General features: G+C 46.2%; 7 protein-coding genes and 1 pseudogene. All 8 read right to left on the reverse strand.

All coding sequences use genetic code 11. The annotated features are described in order from the left end of the window. Nucleotides 1-6: 6 nt before the first annotated feature. The 8 genes and pseudogenes from JNUCC31_RS34200 to JNUCC31_RS34030 all read right to left on the reverse strand — a co-directional run bounded on the left by JNUCC31_RS34200 (nucleotide 7) and on the right by JNUCC31_RS34030 (nucleotide 16,890). Nucleotides 7-3,207: a type I polyketide synthase gene (locus JNUCC31_RS34200; RefSeq protein WP_488656258.1), complete on the reverse strand. Its 3,201-nt coding sequence runs from the start codon at nucleotides 3,205-3,207 to the stop codon at nucleotides 7-9. Between the two features lie 36 nt (nucleotides 3,208-3,243). Beyond that, nucleotides 3,244-5,106, reverse strand: a pseudogene (locus tag JNUCC31_RS34205) (type I polyketide synthase); the annotation flags it as partial. A gap of 184 nt (nucleotides 5,107-5,290) precedes the next feature. Beyond that, complete coding sequence (locus JNUCC31_RS05805) at nucleotides 5,291-6,037, reverse strand: polyketide synthase (RefSeq protein WP_192269366.1); 747 nt, start codon at nucleotides 6,035-6,037, stop codon at nucleotides 5,291-5,293. Between the two features lie 3 nt (nucleotides 6,038-6,040). Further along, on the reverse strand, nucleotides 6,041-6,817 hold the full coding sequence (locus tag JNUCC31_RS05810; protein WP_192269369.1) for an enoyl-CoA hydratase/isomerase: 777 nt from the start codon (nucleotides 6,815-6,817) through the stop codon (nucleotides 6,041-6,043). Beyond that, nucleotides 6,808-8,067, reverse strand: coding sequence for a hydroxymethylglutaryl-CoA synthase family protein (locus tag JNUCC31_RS05815; RefSeq protein WP_192269372.1), 1,260 nt, complete (start codon nucleotides 8,065-8,067; stop codon nucleotides 6,808-6,810). The genes JNUCC31_RS05810 and JNUCC31_RS05815 overlap by 10 nt, the downstream gene beginning before the upstream one ends. A gap of 16 nt (nucleotides 8,068-8,083) precedes the next feature. After that, nucleotides 8,084-9,319, reverse strand: coding sequence for a beta-ketoacyl synthase N-terminal-like domain-containing protein (locus JNUCC31_RS05820; RefSeq protein WP_192269375.1), 1,236 nt, complete (start codon nucleotides 9,317-9,319; stop codon nucleotides 8,084-8,086). Continuing rightward, a complete protein-coding gene (locus JNUCC31_RS05825) occupies nucleotides 9,297-9,545 on the reverse strand; it encodes an acyl carrier protein (RefSeq protein WP_192269378.1) in 249 nt (82 codons plus the stop codon). The genes JNUCC31_RS05820 and JNUCC31_RS05825 overlap by 23 nt, the downstream gene beginning before the upstream one ends. Nucleotides 9,546-9,561: 16 nt before the next feature. Beyond that, the gene (locus JNUCC31_RS34030) at nucleotides 9,562-16,890 is read right to left on the reverse strand and encodes an SDR family NAD(P)-dependent oxidoreductase (RefSeq protein WP_488656259.1); all 7,329 of its coding nucleotides are present in this window, start codon (nucleotides 16,888-16,890) and stop codon (nucleotides 9,562-9,564) included. Nucleotides 16,891-16,954 lie beyond the last annotated feature (64 nt).

The following is a 16,954-nucleotide window of genomic DNA, read 5'->3' on the forward strand; positions in this document are numbered from 1 at the left end:
CCTCTCCTATCCAAATAAATCCCACACCATCAACTCCCTTTGCTCTGGGAGTGTTACCCCTAGGGCATCCCTCTCCTGTTCAATAGGTCCACGGGTCACATACCCAGCCACACCCGGCTCCCATGCCTCCACGATGACATGAGCGTTAGTCCCACCGTCTGCAAAACAATTAATCCCTGCGGCTGGACGCTCTCCCTCCCAGATTGTGCTTTCACGAGTAAAATGAAACGGGGAGGCTCCGATGTCAAAATGCTTCATGGGCTGCTGACCAGATAGGAACGGTACGAACTCTCGATGATGTAGCATCAGAACGACCTTCACCAGGCCTGCTATCCCTTCCGCACACAATGGATGTCCTATATTGGGTTTGCTTGAGCCTAACCCCAACTCTTCTGAGTTCTCTTCCCGGTAGACCTTCCAAATGGCCTTTAGTTCCAACAAGTCCGTTACCAAGGAGCCCGAACCATTCGCCTCGATATAACTGATATCCGCTGCCTGCTTACCGCTTCTTTCGAGCGCCGTACGCATAACATCCTGTTGTGCTTGGATGTTGGGTGTGGCTGGTCCTGCCGTTCGGCCGTCGTTATTCACGGCTGTCCCTTTAATTACCGCATATATCCGGTCACCATCCTCTTGTGCTTGCTCCAGTGTCTTGACGATGACGACCCCGCCGCCTTCCGACAGCACGGCTCCACTCGTTCGACCATCAAACAGATGGAAGTTCGGCTCCCCGCTTAATATTCCTCTCTGGTTGAATAATCGGTGCGCCTGGTCGGTTCCTAGCAAGCTAACCCCGCCCACCAGAGCACCGTTTATTTCGCCGCTGTGCAATGCCTGAACGGCCATATGCAAACCTACTAAAGCTGACGAACATGCCGTATCCAATACTAAACTCGGACCTCGAAGATCAAAGTAATGGGAGATATTCGCCGCCAAATAATTCGGGCCCACTGCCAGGATCGGGTTGCGAGCTGCAAGTAGCTCCTGCTCATCCGGTCGGTGCTGGCTGCGTCCCCCGATGTACACGCCCACCGGCGCTCCTTTGATCTCATCTACCGTATATCCGGCGTGCTGCCATGCCTTTAAACTTTCCTCTAACAACAGTAACGCTTGAGGATCCATCACCCGAGCGTCTTCCGCCGCAATATGAAAGCGGGATGCCACCCGTTCTGTTGGCGTTTCAACCAATCCGGCATAATAGTCCGCTTCCTGTCCCCATCGTTCCTGCGGCACACGACCGATCGCACTCCGTCCTTCTTTCAACAGATCCCAGTACGCGTCCAAGCTTGGTGCGCCCGGTAACTGACAGGACATGCCAACCACGGCAATATCCCCGGTTCTCTGTTCGGAGCGAACTGGTAACTTCGGACTTGGAGGAAGCTCCTGCGAGTAAGATTCCAACGGCACTCCGCTCGAATCTACAGCTAGGCTTGCCGGAGTACCTGAAGTTGTCTCTCCACTCAACGCCGAAGCGTAGGTATGGACCAGCCATCCTGCCAAACTTTCCATACTGGCGTATTCATACAAGATCGAAGGATCCAGCTCTTCACCTATCCACTGATTAATGGTACGTAACAACTGGGTCAGTAAGATCGAGTCAACTCCAAACTCCTGAAATGATACATCTGGCTCCAGTTCCGCAGGATCAATTTTCAGCTCGGACGAGAACAACCCGACAAGCCGCTCTATCACCGTGTGCAGCAGCGTTCCATCGTCTTCCTGCGCTGGTTGCAGCTGAACCGGAGCGCTTTTCTGCTGTTCTTCCAGTTTCCGGCTCATCAGACGTTGCGGTTGCCATACTTTTGGATTAACCATGGCTGGGAGTACGACATTACCCACATCGTAAGTCAGCACCCTATCCAGCATGGCGAGACCTTCTTCGTTGGTATGACTAAGTAGACCGGTTTGATGGTATACCCGGCTTTTGACTTCTCCAAAGCCTGTTTCCTTCCAGCTAGGCCACTGCACACTCACCATCGGATATCGTTTCGCATGAGCTCTAGCTGCATAATCCATGTAGCCATTGGCCATCGCATAATCGCTCTGTCCCGATGCCAGTGACGGTATAATTGAAGATACCGATGAGAACAACACAAAAAACCGCAGCGGTTGCTCCTGCAGCGCCTGACACAGTATGTTGACTCCTTCCACCTTGGGCTCCAATACTTGGCGAATACCTTCAGGTTGCTTCCGAATAAATGCAGGACTCTCCCTATCTGTAAGCCCCGCGCTGTGAATCACTCCACCGATTGGCCCCATCGTTTTAACTACCGTTTCCATACTTTCTCGAACGGCTTGCCCATCAGATAACGTTAGGGACAGCACCTGCACTTGAGCACCCAAGGCCTCTAAGTCACGGATATGCCGAATCTTCTGGCCGGTGCCACTGTCCAAATGCTCATATTCTTCCCATTGTCCCCGAGACGGAAGCCGTTCTCGTCCGGTCAGAACCAACTTCCTCACCCCATAGTGCTCAACCAAATGACGTGCACATAAGGCGCCTACTCCACGCGTGCCCCCGGTTATCCAGACGACCTGCTCAGAAGGAAATTCAAATGTTCTACTGGACTTTGCACGGAATTCCTGAAGGCTAGCCCGGTAGCGGAATCCATCCCGGTAACAGACCTCCGCCTCCTCACTCTCCAGTTGAAGTTCATCACCAATTTGTTTTGCCAGTGTTCCCAAATCGTCCGCCGGATCGAGGTCCATATGACGGGAGCTCACGTGACGGTATTCGCTTTGCAACATGCGATAAAGCCCAGCAGTAGCTGCACCAGCCAGACTAACCGGCCGCTTTACAGCACCACACGTTTCCAGCCCCTGGGTAATACCCAGCAGGACGACCCCTTCCTTCTGCCGCTCTTCAATCACACCCTGTAACCATGGAATGATATGCAGACTTGCTTCGATCTCCTCCGCACAGCCCGTGACATCCACGACGGCAGCGTAGTCTTTCCGGTGCCGTTTCATGGTACGCTTCAGCTCCAGATTGATCTCTACTGTGCCCGGTTCGATGACCTCACTTCCAGGAAGATATCTAGACAGTTCATTAGCAAATGTTCTCGTTGCTGCAGAGGCAACGATTGCCACTGAGGAATGTGATGCTCGGCGTGATGCACCTTCTATGGGTGCCAACTCAAACTGTTTGCCCACTAGACGCATGCTTCTTTCCTGCTGAACCTCGGTTGCCTGGGGAGAAACAGTCATTCTTGATGGCAGTGCCAATCCCTCCGCTTGACGAATTTCGCCAGATTGCGATGGAATCCCTGGCAACCAGTACCGCTCTTTAGCAAAGGGATAGGTCGGTAGACTGATTCTACATGGCTTGTGTTCACCGTATAACATTTTCCAATCGATGTTTAGTCCCTTTGCCCACAGTTGAGCAATCTTATCTGCATCCCCGGATTTCAGCTTTCGGACATCCCCTATTGACGTAGTCAGTTTTGAACCCACATCTTCTTTCTGTCCTTTTTTCTTAACTCTGAATGAATGTAACCTCTCAGACGGACATCCATCTAAAAATAGCTGCAATTCCTTCATTGCTCCCATAACTGTATCCGTCACAAATGCCAGCCTGTATTCCATCGGTTCTCTTCCGATCTGTAAGGTGTAAGCAATATCAGGCAGCGTAGCGTTTCCACAGCTTTCCAACCATTGTTCCAATTGACGAGCATAGATCTGGAGTTGTTCGCTCGTTCTTGCTGACAACACAATTATCACCGGTTCATCAGGCAAATGTGTGAGATTACTTGATTCCCAGGATGGTACGTATTCTTCAATAACCAAATGAGCGTTCGTTCCACTAAAACCAAAGGAACTTACCGCCGCACGTCGTGGTAAATCCTCTACCATCTCCCATGGTTTCAAAGTGGTATTTACATAAAAAGGTGACTTTTCAATTTGAAAATGCTCATTGGATTCGTTATAGTGCAGCGAAGGAACTAAATGCTTATGCTTCATACAAAGCAAAACCTTTTGAATGCCTGCTACACCAGCTGCAGCTGAAGTGTGACCGATATTGGTTTTGACTGAACCGATAGCACAATAATTCTTCTGTATTGATTTTTCTTTATACACGGTCGATAACGCATCCAATTCGATCGGATCGCCAAGTTTGGTTCCAGTTCCGTGCATTTCTACATATCCGATACTTTTAGGATCAATCCGATATTTATCGTAAATGTTCCTTACAAGCTCCATCTGACTGTTAGCGCTAGGAGCAGTGATACCATTTGTCCTACCATCCTGGTTAATGCCGGAGCCAATGATGACTCCATAAATATGATCACCATCCGCTTCGGCATCGCTCAGTCGCTTCAGTACAAGCGCCCCGGCACCTTCCCCTGGAACAAAACCATCTGCGCGGTTATCAAACGCTTTACACTTGCCTTCAATGGACAGCATACCTGCTTCACACATGCTGATATACGATTGTGGGGTTAAGTATAAGGTGACTCCTCCAGCCAGAGCCATATCAATCTCGTTGTTTAATAGTGCTTGTATAGCCAAATGAACTGAGACCAGCGAGGATGAGCATGCTGTGTCGACAGGAATTGCTGGCCCTTTCAAATTAAGAAAGTAAGACAGACGAGCTGCTGCAATAGCAGTACTGTTTCCTGTAGAACTGACGAACCCACCACCACTGAGACCTTTTGCTAATGCTAACTTCTCCTGCATAACCCCGTATTCATTATGCATCATCCCTAAATATACACCGCAGTTCATGTTGGCTAGTGCATCACGGCTGTATCCTGCATCTTCGAAAGCCCTATAGCCTTCCTGTAAAAAAATTCGCTGCTGTGGATCCATCAATTCAGCTTCCAAAGGTGTTATCTGAAAGAAAAGAGGATCGAAGCAATCAATATCTTCAAGCGCTCCAAGCCACTTTGCATACATGTTCCCCTTCTCAGCGGAATTAGGCGAGTAATACTGCTCCACATCCCAGCGTGATTCCGATATTTCCTCCACACTGTTTTTGCCTTCGGAAAGATTGTTCCAGTAAATAGATACGTCCTTAGCATCTGGATATCTGCCGGACATTCCAATGATAGCAACTTTTTCCTTGCTATATTTTTTTTCTATCTCTGCTGATAACTCGGGAACGGTTGAATCCTTAGAACCGAGACCGTTTTTTAGATCGCTTAGTCTCTTCTTGGCCTCCTCCGGGTCAATTGTACGTGATTCTAGAGCGAGCATAATTTCTTGTAGATTCATTCACAATCCCTCTTTCAGGAATGTATGTTATACATCCCGGGATAATCGTAAGTAAACAGCCCATTGAAAATGGCTTTTACGTACCAAATAGAGACATGATACGCTGCTTGACTTCCTCCTGATGAAAGGTCTTCTCATGCATAATTAGTTCTCGTTCCACAAATGTCTGAAGCTCTTCCCGTAGTTGTCTAACCAGGTGATCCTTTAAAGTTACTAAGGATACTCTCGGCTTCTCCGCCAGCTGTCGTGCTAATTCAAGCGCATGCTGGAGAACTTCATCGCGGGGAAGGACAGGAAATGGAACTCCACGCTTCTCTAGATCTGCACCACGATAATTTCCTGCATTTAATAGAAGTTCTTCCGCCAAACTAAAACCTAGTTTCTTCGGTAAAATACATGTAGCACCCATACCAGGCGTAAAGCCATACTTCATGAAATTCGTTGTATATACGCTCTCACGACTAAGGACGATGAAATCAGAAAATAACCCCATTACGAACCCGCCACCGATGCCATGACCCTGCATAGCAGAAATGACGGGGATGGGACAGTCGAGTGCAAGACTGTATATATTACCGTCAGTGAATCTCGCCCTTCCTTCGTAAATGGCCAACAGGCCTTCCTGGGTACCTCCTGAAGCAAAATAGCTATCGTAACCCGTTAGTACGACCGCCTTATACTGATTAGATGCACTAATGGTTGCGAACGCATCGATCAATCCTTTGATAAGCTCATCGGAAAATGTGTTCTTATTAACTCGATCCTGCATCGTGATTTGTACAACAAATGGTGAAATCTCCTGCATTTGTACAACAGGTGTCATCTCTCATTCCTCCCACGGAAACTTCCCTTGTTCCACATAACGTATAATGCCTGTCATAGAATCCGTATCTGAAAACATTTCCACGTTGGCGGCTACCGCTAGTGGTTTACATGCAGACAAATTGTCCTGAAGGCTTATCATATAACGCTTATATGCAGACACCGATTTTTTGGTCAGTCTCCTCAGCCGAAGCAGATGTTTGCGCAACAATACTTCGCCCGAAGTATCAAATGCATCGATAAGCCCCCATGCGTGCGCTTGATCTACAAGGATTGGGCTCGTCATAAGTGTCAAATAATGCGCTTTCTGAATTCCTGTACGACGAATAAGGAATGGTAGTACGCATGCCGGGTAGAGCCCAAAAAGCATCTCAGATAAGCTAAACTGTGCCGTATGGTCGGCGAGCACAATATCACTTGCAGCAACAAAACCGATGCCCCCCGCATTGACCTTCCCCTTCACAAGGGAAATTACAATGTACGGACCAGACGCCAGTTTCAACCACAAGTCATACAAGGGTCCAGGATCTTGCTCCAGCTCATCGCCACTTTTGGCATTATCCCTCAACCCTTGGAAATCCGCGCCGAAACAAAACACCTCTGGTAACCCTTGAATTACTAGCACTGTAACTGCATCCTCACACATTTCGAGTAAACGATGAAACTCATCGACAAGCTGGTCATTTATTGTATTGTTAGACTCCGGTCGATAAATTTGTACAAAACAGATCCGTTCCTGTATTTGAACACGAAGCGTCTGAAAATCCGTCCTTAGTTCCATCGATACACTCGATGATACTCTTGAATTTCATCTAAATACAGCCGTTGTTTACCCTGCACAGAAGACATCGCTCCTGGAATCAAGTCGTGATCAAGTTTGACGTTTCGAGTTCCAAACCTCACCGCTCCACTTCCTTTGAGCAACACTTCGTAGGCTTCCATACTCAATTGAAACCGTTCATCCAGATGTTTGTTGATGTTAAATTGCAACTGTCTTCGTTGACCTTCCGGCCGAACAATACCACTATAAAATTCAGAACAACAACCTGATCCGTATGAAAAACATCCGATCCTCCGAGCCGTGTCAAAATTTCCGTTATCAATTGTACTGGCGAGCGAAAGCAAAACAGTTGCTCCCATAATATTACCTACTCGTTGACAGTACGTTATTCCAGGCATAACCCTGTTCTTAAAGTCTTCTTCAATTTCCTGGGGTTTGGCCTGTACCATTTTTCTCATCATGGTACGATGCGCACCTTTAACCATTCCACCAAAAGGAGTATGGAAAGAAAGGTACTGGAATGTATGACGATAATCGACCCCCGTTACCCGCTTCTTGTATTCCAAAAAGGAATTCTCGCAGCAATCCAAATACGACGAGAGCGAAAGATCCACGTCCCCCGCTTCACTGTCAGGTACTGGACGACAAGTATCCATTACTTCATATCCGTAGTAACCATTGGCACCAGCGTCCACCTGAAAAACTTCAGGATTCTCCCCAATCAACATTGCTACCGCTCCCGCTCCTCCGCTTGGTTCAGCGAATGACCAATCCGCGCTTAAAGCATCCCCAGCATCCACAACCATAAATCGTGATATATCGGTTGCAATAACTAGTGCCTTTGCACCTGGTGAAGTCTGTGAGAGTACAAAATTTACTGCCATTTGAAAACCGGCTGTGCCTGAATAACATGCTTGCTTAATTTCAAAAAGTCGACAGTTCCGATTTAAGCCCAAATAATGATGAATATACGTACTCATCGACTTTCCAAAATCAATGCCTGATTCTGTACAGGTGATCAGCAATTCAATTCGATCTTTGTCTGCCTCAGTCAATGTATCCAACAGCGGCTTGGCTGCATTTACAGCAAATGTAATCGGGTCTTCGTAAGGAAGAGCCACTGTTTTCTCTTTTACAAGTAGATTCTCAAAGCGGTTCGTATCCAACTGCCTATACTTAGCTAATTGAATAACGTCCAAAAAGGCGGTACCACCAAAAAAGTTCATCGCTTCGATGCCAGCAGATACCATAACCATTCTCCTTCAATTATGAATTTATTAAATTGCGTAAACACAAAGCCGTATTTATCCCACCGAAACCTATGCTTAATGATAAGGCATGTTCGATGCGATGCTTTGTAGGGTGTTTCAATACCCATTGAAAATGAGGACTAATTGGATTCTCCAAATTTAGGGATGGATGTAAGCTTCCCGCTTTCATTTGTAAGACTGTAGCAGCAACTTCAACCGCACCCGCCGCACTTAACCCGTGACCTGTAATCGATTTGGTGCTATTAACGTAAGCATGTTTAAGTCCTGAATCATACAAAGCTTTAAGTTCCGTTTCATCACCGATTACAGAACCGGATCCGTGGGGATTAATGTAATCGATATCTTCTGGAGCTAGCCTCGCTTGGTCCAATGTCTCTCGAATAACCCTCATTTCTCCTTCGCACGAAGGGTTGGGATTGCGATTGGCATCTGCCGAGACCGACCACCCAAGTATCTCAGCATAAGGTTTTCTGTCTCTCCTTGACATTAAGTCCGCTCGTTCAACAACTACTGCAGCACAATTTTCACCATAAATAAATCCATCCCGATCGCGATCAAACGGCCTGCATGCTTTAGCGGGGATGTCTGCGTATTTATCGCTTCCCATAGCCCCCAATGCGCGGAAACTTTGGCATTCCAAATACGAAAGATCCATCAACGCACCTATCGCAATACAGACATCGACTCGTCCAGATAAGACAGTCTCTGCCGCCTGGATAATAGCCAGTTGTCCACTCGCTGATGCTCCACCAAGTGTGTAAGCGAAGCCTTGTATGCCGAACTGCTCAGTACATAGTCCGCATAGGTCGGAATCCATAAACGAAAGTGCATACGATGGCCGAATAAACGGTACGTTGTCCACGTAACTTTCAAATGTCGTTACCAGTTCCCGCTGTTGAATGTTGGTTCCACCGATGATGAGACCAATGCGTCGTGGATTAATCTCATCCAGCGACGCATCTTGCCATGCTTCATAAAGTGTCGCGAGTGCCACTTGCCCAGACCATGAGGCGCTACGCAACGTCCTCTTCCCAATCTTTTCAGGAAAAGAAAGAGAAGGAATTTCTGCACCTATAAAGCTGGTCCCCCGTTGCCTTCCAGGTCTTTTCATAACGTCGAACGTATTTCTGCCCTCTAGCATCGCAGTAGAAAACGCTTCTTGTCCCTGGCCAATGGCGGAGGTAACTCCAATGCCAGAGATGTGCAAGTTAATTGGAGGTATACTTTTCATATACGATTTCAGCCAACTCTCCGATATTTCTTGCTGAAGCAAGTTCCACACGAGGGATATTCAAAGACAGCGACTCCATCGTCATCGCGACAATTTCTGCACGATCTATCGAGTTGGCTCCAAGATTGACTAGCTGATCTTCCTTTTGAAATTCATGCTGCTCCAACTCCGGTAATATTTCGCAAACATGGTTTACAATAATTTTAAAAATGTCTTGTTTATTCATAAGAACCTCCCATTAATTATAAATTCCGTAATATTTGCTGCGCTTGACCTGCTTTAATCGAACCACGATACAACTGTTCCAGAACCTCATCCAAAGACTGAGTTGTCTCCGAAATGGCTGTTTCCTTCCCATCTTTGTCCAGTTCTTTCCTCACGAAGTCCGTAAATTCACGCAACGTGGGGTAGTCATAGACTTTAGTTGCGGGTATGGAAGTACAATAACGTGTATTAATATCCTTAATCCATTCCACTCCAATGATAGAATCAAGACCCATGTCGATAAAGTTCATGTTCCTATCAATATCATCGCTATTCATATACAGAGCATCTGCCAAGCTATATGCCAGATCACTATCCAATAGATCCAATCCTTTTTCGGAATTCACATGTGCGTTCTCTAGCTGAACGGCTTGTAACTCCGCACCAAAAGATACGTCGGAAATGAGCGCAGTTATATAGTTAGAAAACTCCCGCAACGTGGGGTAATCATAGACTTTGGTAGCGGGTATAGAAATACCAAACTTACTGTTTATCTTTTGAATCCATTCAACGCCGATAATTGAATCTAGCCCCAGGTCGACAAACTTTCGGTCTGCATCGATATCCTTTGGATCTACGAATAGTGCGTAAGCTAGACCTTCAGTCAATTCTCGCAGAACCGTACTAGTCTGAGATTCACTTTTTTGCTCCCTCTCTAGTTGTTCGTTGTCTCGAACCGTCAAATCACCTGTTGGCACCAAAACAATCTGTGGCTTAGGCATTACGTTCTTCTCTTGCTGCCCAAGAGCAGTTTGGAGAGATGCCAGTGATATACCTTGCTGATGAGATTTCCCGACTGGGGGGCTCACATCCAAAACTGGCGCAGCGATAGGATTAGCCTGTAATGATTCCACATTATTCAAAACTGGATCTGGCAGAAGGAATTTCTGTTTAGCAAATGGATAACTAGGTAGCCCACCTAATCGTCTGACCTCTCCTTGCTCGTACAACGCTTCCCAATGAATATCATTTCCTCTCACCCAAAGCTCAGCCAGCTTGCCAATTTTCCCTCCACCAGCTAATCTTTTAACAAAATCTTGACCTTCTTCGGTGTCAGTAATCAGCATGCCTGTATTGCTTCCGACCTCACCTGCAAATCCCCCTTGCGGTAATGCACCTTTTCTGTCCACATAGTGCTGCAACTGAGAGATCAGCATATCCCGGCTCGTGAATTCGAAAGCAAGTCGGGCTGCCATACTTTGCCTACCCACCTGGAAGGTATAGACCAAATCTTTAATGGAGGTCTGCTCATTCTCATTCAGATAGTCAAGCAATTGTTTGGCATACTGCTGGAGCCCCTCTTTGCTCTCTGTGGATATCGGAAGTACACCTACTTCCGACGCATATTTCACACGTGCAGGAGTTGTATATGATTCAATTACGACATGCGCATTCGTACCACTAAAACCGAATGAGTTGACCGCTGCCATTCTGGAACCTTTAGAGTTGACCGGCCAATTGCTCAACTTCGTATTAACATAAACCGGACTGTTATCAAAATCGATATGTTCATTATTCACATTAAAATTAATAGATGGCGGTATTTGTTCATGCTGCATACTAAGAAGCACTTTGATTACATTTAAAACACCTGCCGCGGCTGTCGTGTGACCGATATTTGCCTTCAACGAACCAATAGCACAGAATCGTTTCTTGTCGGTAAATTTAGCGAATGATTCAGTTAATGCATGCAGTTCTATCGGATCTCCCAGTTTCGTTGCCGTCCCGTGGGCTTCAATATACTGGATATCTTCCACATCAATCCCGTTCCGCCGATACACATTCTCCTGTAGCTGACTTTGGGACTGGAAGCTTGGTACGGTAATCCCCGACGTTTGACCATCCTGATTCGTGCCGCTGCCACGGATGACCCCATAAATATGATCGCCATCAGCCTGTGCATCCGCAAGTCTCTTCAATATAAGAACCCCTACTCCGTCTCCGACGACAATGCCATCGGCGTTTTGATCAAACGGCCGGCATTGACCGGTCGGGGATAACATGCCCGCATGCTGCATCGAGACAAACATTCCAGGATGAGTATAGACAGTGATTCCACCTGCAACCGCCATATCGATATCTCCATTTATCAACTGCTTGCATGCCATGTCGATAGCAACAAGTGAAGAAGAACAGGCCGTATTAACAGCCATTGCTGCTCCCTTCAAATTCAAATGGTATGCGATGCGGGCAGCCAGTATACTCGTGTCGGTTCCAAGCATGGTGAAATGGGAATAAGATTCCGAAGGTTGAGACAGACCCATAGCACCAATGATTGTGCCCACTTGCTTACCGTGTAGTTTCTCTGGCGTGTATCCTGCATCCTCTAGCGCTTTATAGCATTCCTCCAACAAAATTCGTTGTGATACATCAATAGCTCCAGCTTCCTTAGGCGATATTCTGAAAAATTTTGAATCAAACGAATCTCTATTCTTCATAACACCGTACCTGTTAGCAAGCTTCTCTTTGGAACTTGAGCGGAGGAAAGCTTTCCAAGCATCGTTATTCAGATCCGAGACTGTTTCTTTGCCCTGACTGACAATATCCCAAAACTCGTCAGGCCCTTCAGCTCCAGCGCATCTGCAAGAAAGTCCAACAACTGCAATCTCATGATCTGATTTGTGAGCCCTCTTATCCACCTGGGGTTCCGACACTGCTTCTGCAATAACCGGCTCTGAAACAACTACTTCTTTCTTTGAAGAACGCTTAGGTAGCTGTCCTTCAACATAGGAAGCAAGCTCTTTTAGCGAGTTATATTCGAATACTATACTTGTCGGCAGTCGAAGGTCGAATTGTACATTGATCCCTTCTGTCAATTGGACAGCGTTAACCGACCCAATACCAAGTTCAACAAATGTCTCATGCTCATCCAAATCTTCACGTTGTATGCCCAGAACCTCCTCAAATACGAGCATGATTTCCTCCTTAATCGGACGGATATTGCTTTGTCCAACATTAGAGAAAGAAGAGTTTATGGTTGAGTTTACTTGATTATCAGGAACAGGTTTTGACATAGGGTAAGGAATATGACCACTCGCAAGCATCTCTTTCAATGCAGCAGAATACGGCGTCTTGTTCTTGATTCTCGTTGCGTTATATGCGCTACACTCTTCCTTGCTCATTTGCGTTTCTTTCTTGAGTTTAAATAGGCAATAGCTGATCCAACCATTCTCCAACGATTTACTTTGGTTTGCATAATTCCTGTAGGTATCCCTCGTCACTTCTGGTAAACCAATCGTGTTTTGATCAACAAATGGATCATAAAGGAAATTTGCAATTTCCGGTGAGACGTCAATAATTTCATCAATAACAAGGTTGTGTTCCGAAAGTAATTCGATCCAGTCCTGAACGGTTGGAATGCTGATCTCCACCTTGGGATCAATAATGGCTCCCTTGAGGTTGCAGATATAATCCATTAGCAGTAATCTTCCATCTTTATTAAGCGAAGCGGAAATATTACTGAACAATCCATGCTTGTTACGAATATGAAAGCTAACCTCAATCCCAATAGCCAAATCATACTTATCCGGGAATGCATCCTTGGAGCTGTCTTTACAGAAGATGGTTGCCCTGTCCCTCAGGCCCTTCTGTTCAATTCGACGATTGCCAAGTTCAGCTTGTGCTGCAGTGATAGTAAATCCGTGTGTGCTTATGTGAGGATACATTTTAGCCACTTGAATTACATCCGTCCCATGTCCGCATCCGATATCTAAAAATGAACGCACACGTCTAAAATCTTCCTTGCAGAAGAGCACCTGTCTAAGCTCGATTTGTTTCGATCTCATCTGTTGCATTGCTTTCAAATTTTGATCTGGGAATAGAAACATTTCGCTCATAGAGAATCCGGGAACCTTCTCCTCAAAAGGACAAAACGTCAGATAATCCTCTGTGAACTCCCAACTGCTCTGCTTAGCCGCAAATGTGTAGAACTCGATCGCTTTGTTACTATACTGGGTTTGCGGAGACAACATTTCTGCGCTCTGTTTGGTTTGGAATGCCGTCTTGAAACGACCTACCCAACAGCTCCTACGGTTAAACGGATACGTCGGTAGCTTGGCCACTTTACGTCTTTGTTTACCTTGGTGCAGCCCCTGCCAAGCTATAGGATGACCGTTTACCCAATACTGAGCAATTGTCTCAATATCGTTTTTCATTAAAGCAGTTTTCAGAGTCTGATCAGGGGCAAGCGTTTTTTTAGTAATTTGATTATCCCCTTCATAACACGGTTCGGATATTTCCGCTTTGTTAAGCCATTGTTCTAATTGCTGTTCCAAGTGAGCTTGGTTTTGGGCTACAAAAGCCAACCTGCACGGCATAGCTTCACGGCCCACCTGAAGTGTGTATGCAATGTTAGCCAAATTCACATTTGGGTTCCTTCTCAAATAGACGGCCCAGTCTGCTACGTATTCCACTAGTCGATCACGATTCTTGGCTGATAAGATGAATAACACCGATTCTTCGTTCAATATGGCATTCGGCACATCATCAGGAATATACTCTTCTACAATGATGTGAGCATTAACCCCACCTGCTCCGATACTTGTTATCCCAGCTCTTCGTGGAACTTCTACTCCAGCGATGGAAACACGTCTCCACTCTTCCAATGTGCGCTGAATACGGAATGGCATAGTATCGACATTAATATTCGGATTTACTTCTCCATGAAGCGATGTAGGCACCAAAGTTTGGTTTTGTAAGCACAGTACAACTTTCGCCAATTGAGACATGCCCGAAGCTGCCTCACAATGTCCGATAATCGGCTTTACAGAACCAATACTATACTTCTCATACTGCTCATTATCTTTCCGCAGCCCATAAGCTTTCGTTAAAGCGCTCATCTCGATAGCATCACCCATCTCTGAGCCACTAGCTGCAGCCTCTATATAAGTGACTGTGTTAGGATCGATACCGCATTGATTAAGTGCAGCTTCCATGACCGCTGCTTGTCGGCTCGGATCTGGCGTCGCATATCCGTTCGTCCGTCCGCTATGATTTACTGCAGTACCTCTAATCAATGCATGAATATGATCTCCGTCTTTAATCGCCTCTTCATATGCTTTCAGCACAACAACGCCGACGCCTTCTCCGGGAACAAAACCTCTACCATTTCGACCAAACGCATCCCCTACGGGACTGTCCGACATCAGTTGTCCTTTAGAAAGCTGAGCGTATCCAGATGGATGAACATATAAATTGACTCCCCCTGCAATGGCCATATCACCTTTACCCTGTCTGATATATTCACAAGCCTCGTGAATCGCCACTAACGAGGAAGAGCACATTGTATCAATCGGCATACTAGGGCCTTGGATATCTAAATGATAGGAGACTCTGTTGACCATCGACGAGAATGAAGTTGCGGGTAATTGACGCAACGCCTCTGAGCCAAGCAGATTATAACCCTGTTTGGTAATCCCTCCGAATACACCCGTCCGTTGACGCGTATCTTCTGACAATGTTGTTGGAGCATATCCTGCATCCTCCAATGCCTTCCAGCACTCTTCTAAAAATAACCGTTCTTGAGGATCAATTTCTTCTGCTTCACTTGGAGTCATATTAAAAAATTTCGGGTCGAATTGGTCGATAGCCTCTAAGAACGCCCCCCACTTTGAACAGCTTTTCCCTAAAAGTGCTGCTTCTTCTTTACTAGCAACGTAGTGGTCTCGCCAATCCCACCGGTCCAGAGGCACTTCTGTAATACAAGAATTGCCCTCAATCAATTTGTCCCAATAAGCTTCAAGATTTTTGGACTGCGGAAAGCGACCGCTGATGCCGATAATGGCGACAGGTTGCTGCGTCTGCATTTGCGAGGATTGCGTTATTTGACCAATTGACTGATCATTCACAACTGTCACTTCCTGCATAGCTTGTCTTGTGTGTGGGTAAGTCTCCACTAAGTAATCTGCCAGATCACCGATAGTTTGATATTCATAGAAAATCGTTTTAGAGAGCCCACCTACCCATAGCTCCAGTTTGTTATTTAAATCAGCAATCATAAAGGAATCAATACCGTAGTTTTCGAACCGTTCGTCTTCATCAATCTGAGCAACTTCCAACTTCGCAGCCTTGGCGAATATTGTTTTTAGTCGAAGTATTACCGATGCACGCGCTGGATCCGAAGCGTCTATGTTTATCGTTTCAGCAACAGGAGCATGAGCAAGTATCTTCAATTCGGGCTTACTGTTCCTCATGGATACCTCCTCCCCCTCTAATACGAGCATGTGATCGGCATCAAAAGCCAAAGCCATATATAGGGCCTCTAAGCCATTTTGCGTTTTCATTGGTTGAAGTCCGCTCTTCTGTTTCATGTGCGCCTTTTTTTGCTCGTCCACCTGCATTCCGCCTTCTTCCCAAAGCGGCCATCCGATGGAAATGGTTCGGCCATGCCGCTGTCCATCTTTCATAAGGCGGTTTCTATAACTGGAATACGCATCCATGAAAGCGTTCGCCGATGCATAGTCGGCTTGCCCTTCATTTCCGAAAACGCCCGAAATCGAAGAGAACAAGACAAACCAATCTAGCTTCAGATCAGCAGTTAATCGATCCAATATCACAAGCCCTTTGGTTTTCGGAGCCGTCACGGCCGTAAATTCCCCAACTGTTTTATTTAGAATATAACTGTCGCTTATAACACCTGCACCATGCATAATGCCATCCAGTTTTCCAAAATTGGTTAGGATATAATTAATTAGCCTATTCGTTTCAACCTCTTCGGTTACATCAACTTGATGGTACTCAATATAAAATCCCGATACTTTCCATTGCTCGAGACGAGCCATTAGGTTCTGCTGAGGGGTAGACCTCCCTGTTAGAATCAGCTTCGCACCGGGCGCCTTTGCCGCCATATCTTCAGCTAAAATCATACCAAGCCCGCCTGATCCTCCCGTAATGAGATAAACGCCACCATTTTTCCAAGGTAGCTCCTTGGTCGGGGGAGATCCAGCATCTTGCCATGCTTTAACGTAACGTTCTCCATTCTCATAACGGACGTGTTGATCAGCGGAATGCTTCCCGCTTTCCATTACTATGTGCGCTAGAATCTCTGCGTCTGGCCATTTATCAAGTTCGATAAGTTGACAAACCAGCTTCGGGTTCTCAAGTCTGGCCGTATGAAGTATTCCGGATAAACCTGTAAATAATTGTTGCTCGCCGAAAACAGGAACGACAACTTGAAACAACACATTTTCTTTTGGTTTCTGGCGAATTATGCTTTGAAGCTCCTGCAGTATCCGCACGCCATATTGTTGGAACCTATCGAATATATCTACCTGATCTGCGTGTAACTCATGGTAACTGACCCCATCCATGATAGACTTAAATGTCTTGCCGTCTAAGTCGTTAGGTTCGCATAGAAAGATCACATGCCCGTCA

This window comes from Paenibacillus sp. JNUCC-31, assembly GCF_014844075.1.
In the GTDB taxonomy this organism is placed as follows: domain Bacteria; phylum Bacillota; class Bacilli; order Paenibacillales; family Paenibacillaceae; genus Paenibacillus.

Bases quoted from the DNA above. Each gene is read 5' to 3' on its own strand.
- JNUCC31_RS34030 (WP_488656259.1), bottom strand. From the start codon at position 16,890: ATGGATGGGGTCAGTTACCATGAGTTACACGCAGATCAGGTAGATATA.
- JNUCC31_RS05815 (WP_192269372.1), bottom strand. From the start codon at position 8,067: ATGGTATCTGCTGGCATCGAAGCGATGAACTTTTTTGGTGGTACCGCC.
- JNUCC31_RS05825 (WP_192269378.1), bottom strand. From the start codon at position 9,545: ATGAATAAACAAGACATTTTTAAAATTATTGTAAACCATGTTTGCGAA.
- JNUCC31_RS05820 (WP_192269375.1), bottom strand. From the start codon at position 9,319: ATGAAAAGTATACCTCCAATTAACTTGCACATCTCTGGCATTGGAGTT.
- JNUCC31_RS05805 (WP_192269366.1), bottom strand. From the start codon at position 6,037: ATGACACCTGTTGTACAAATGCAGGAGATTTCACCATTTGTTGTACAA.
- JNUCC31_RS34200 (WP_488656258.1), bottom strand. From the start codon at position 3,207: ATGACTGTTTCTCCCCAGGCAACCGAGGTTCAGCAGGAAAGAAGCATG.
- JNUCC31_RS05810 (WP_192269369.1), bottom strand. From the start codon at position 6,817: ATGGAACTAAGGACGGATTTTCAGACGCTTCGTGTTCAAATACAGGAA.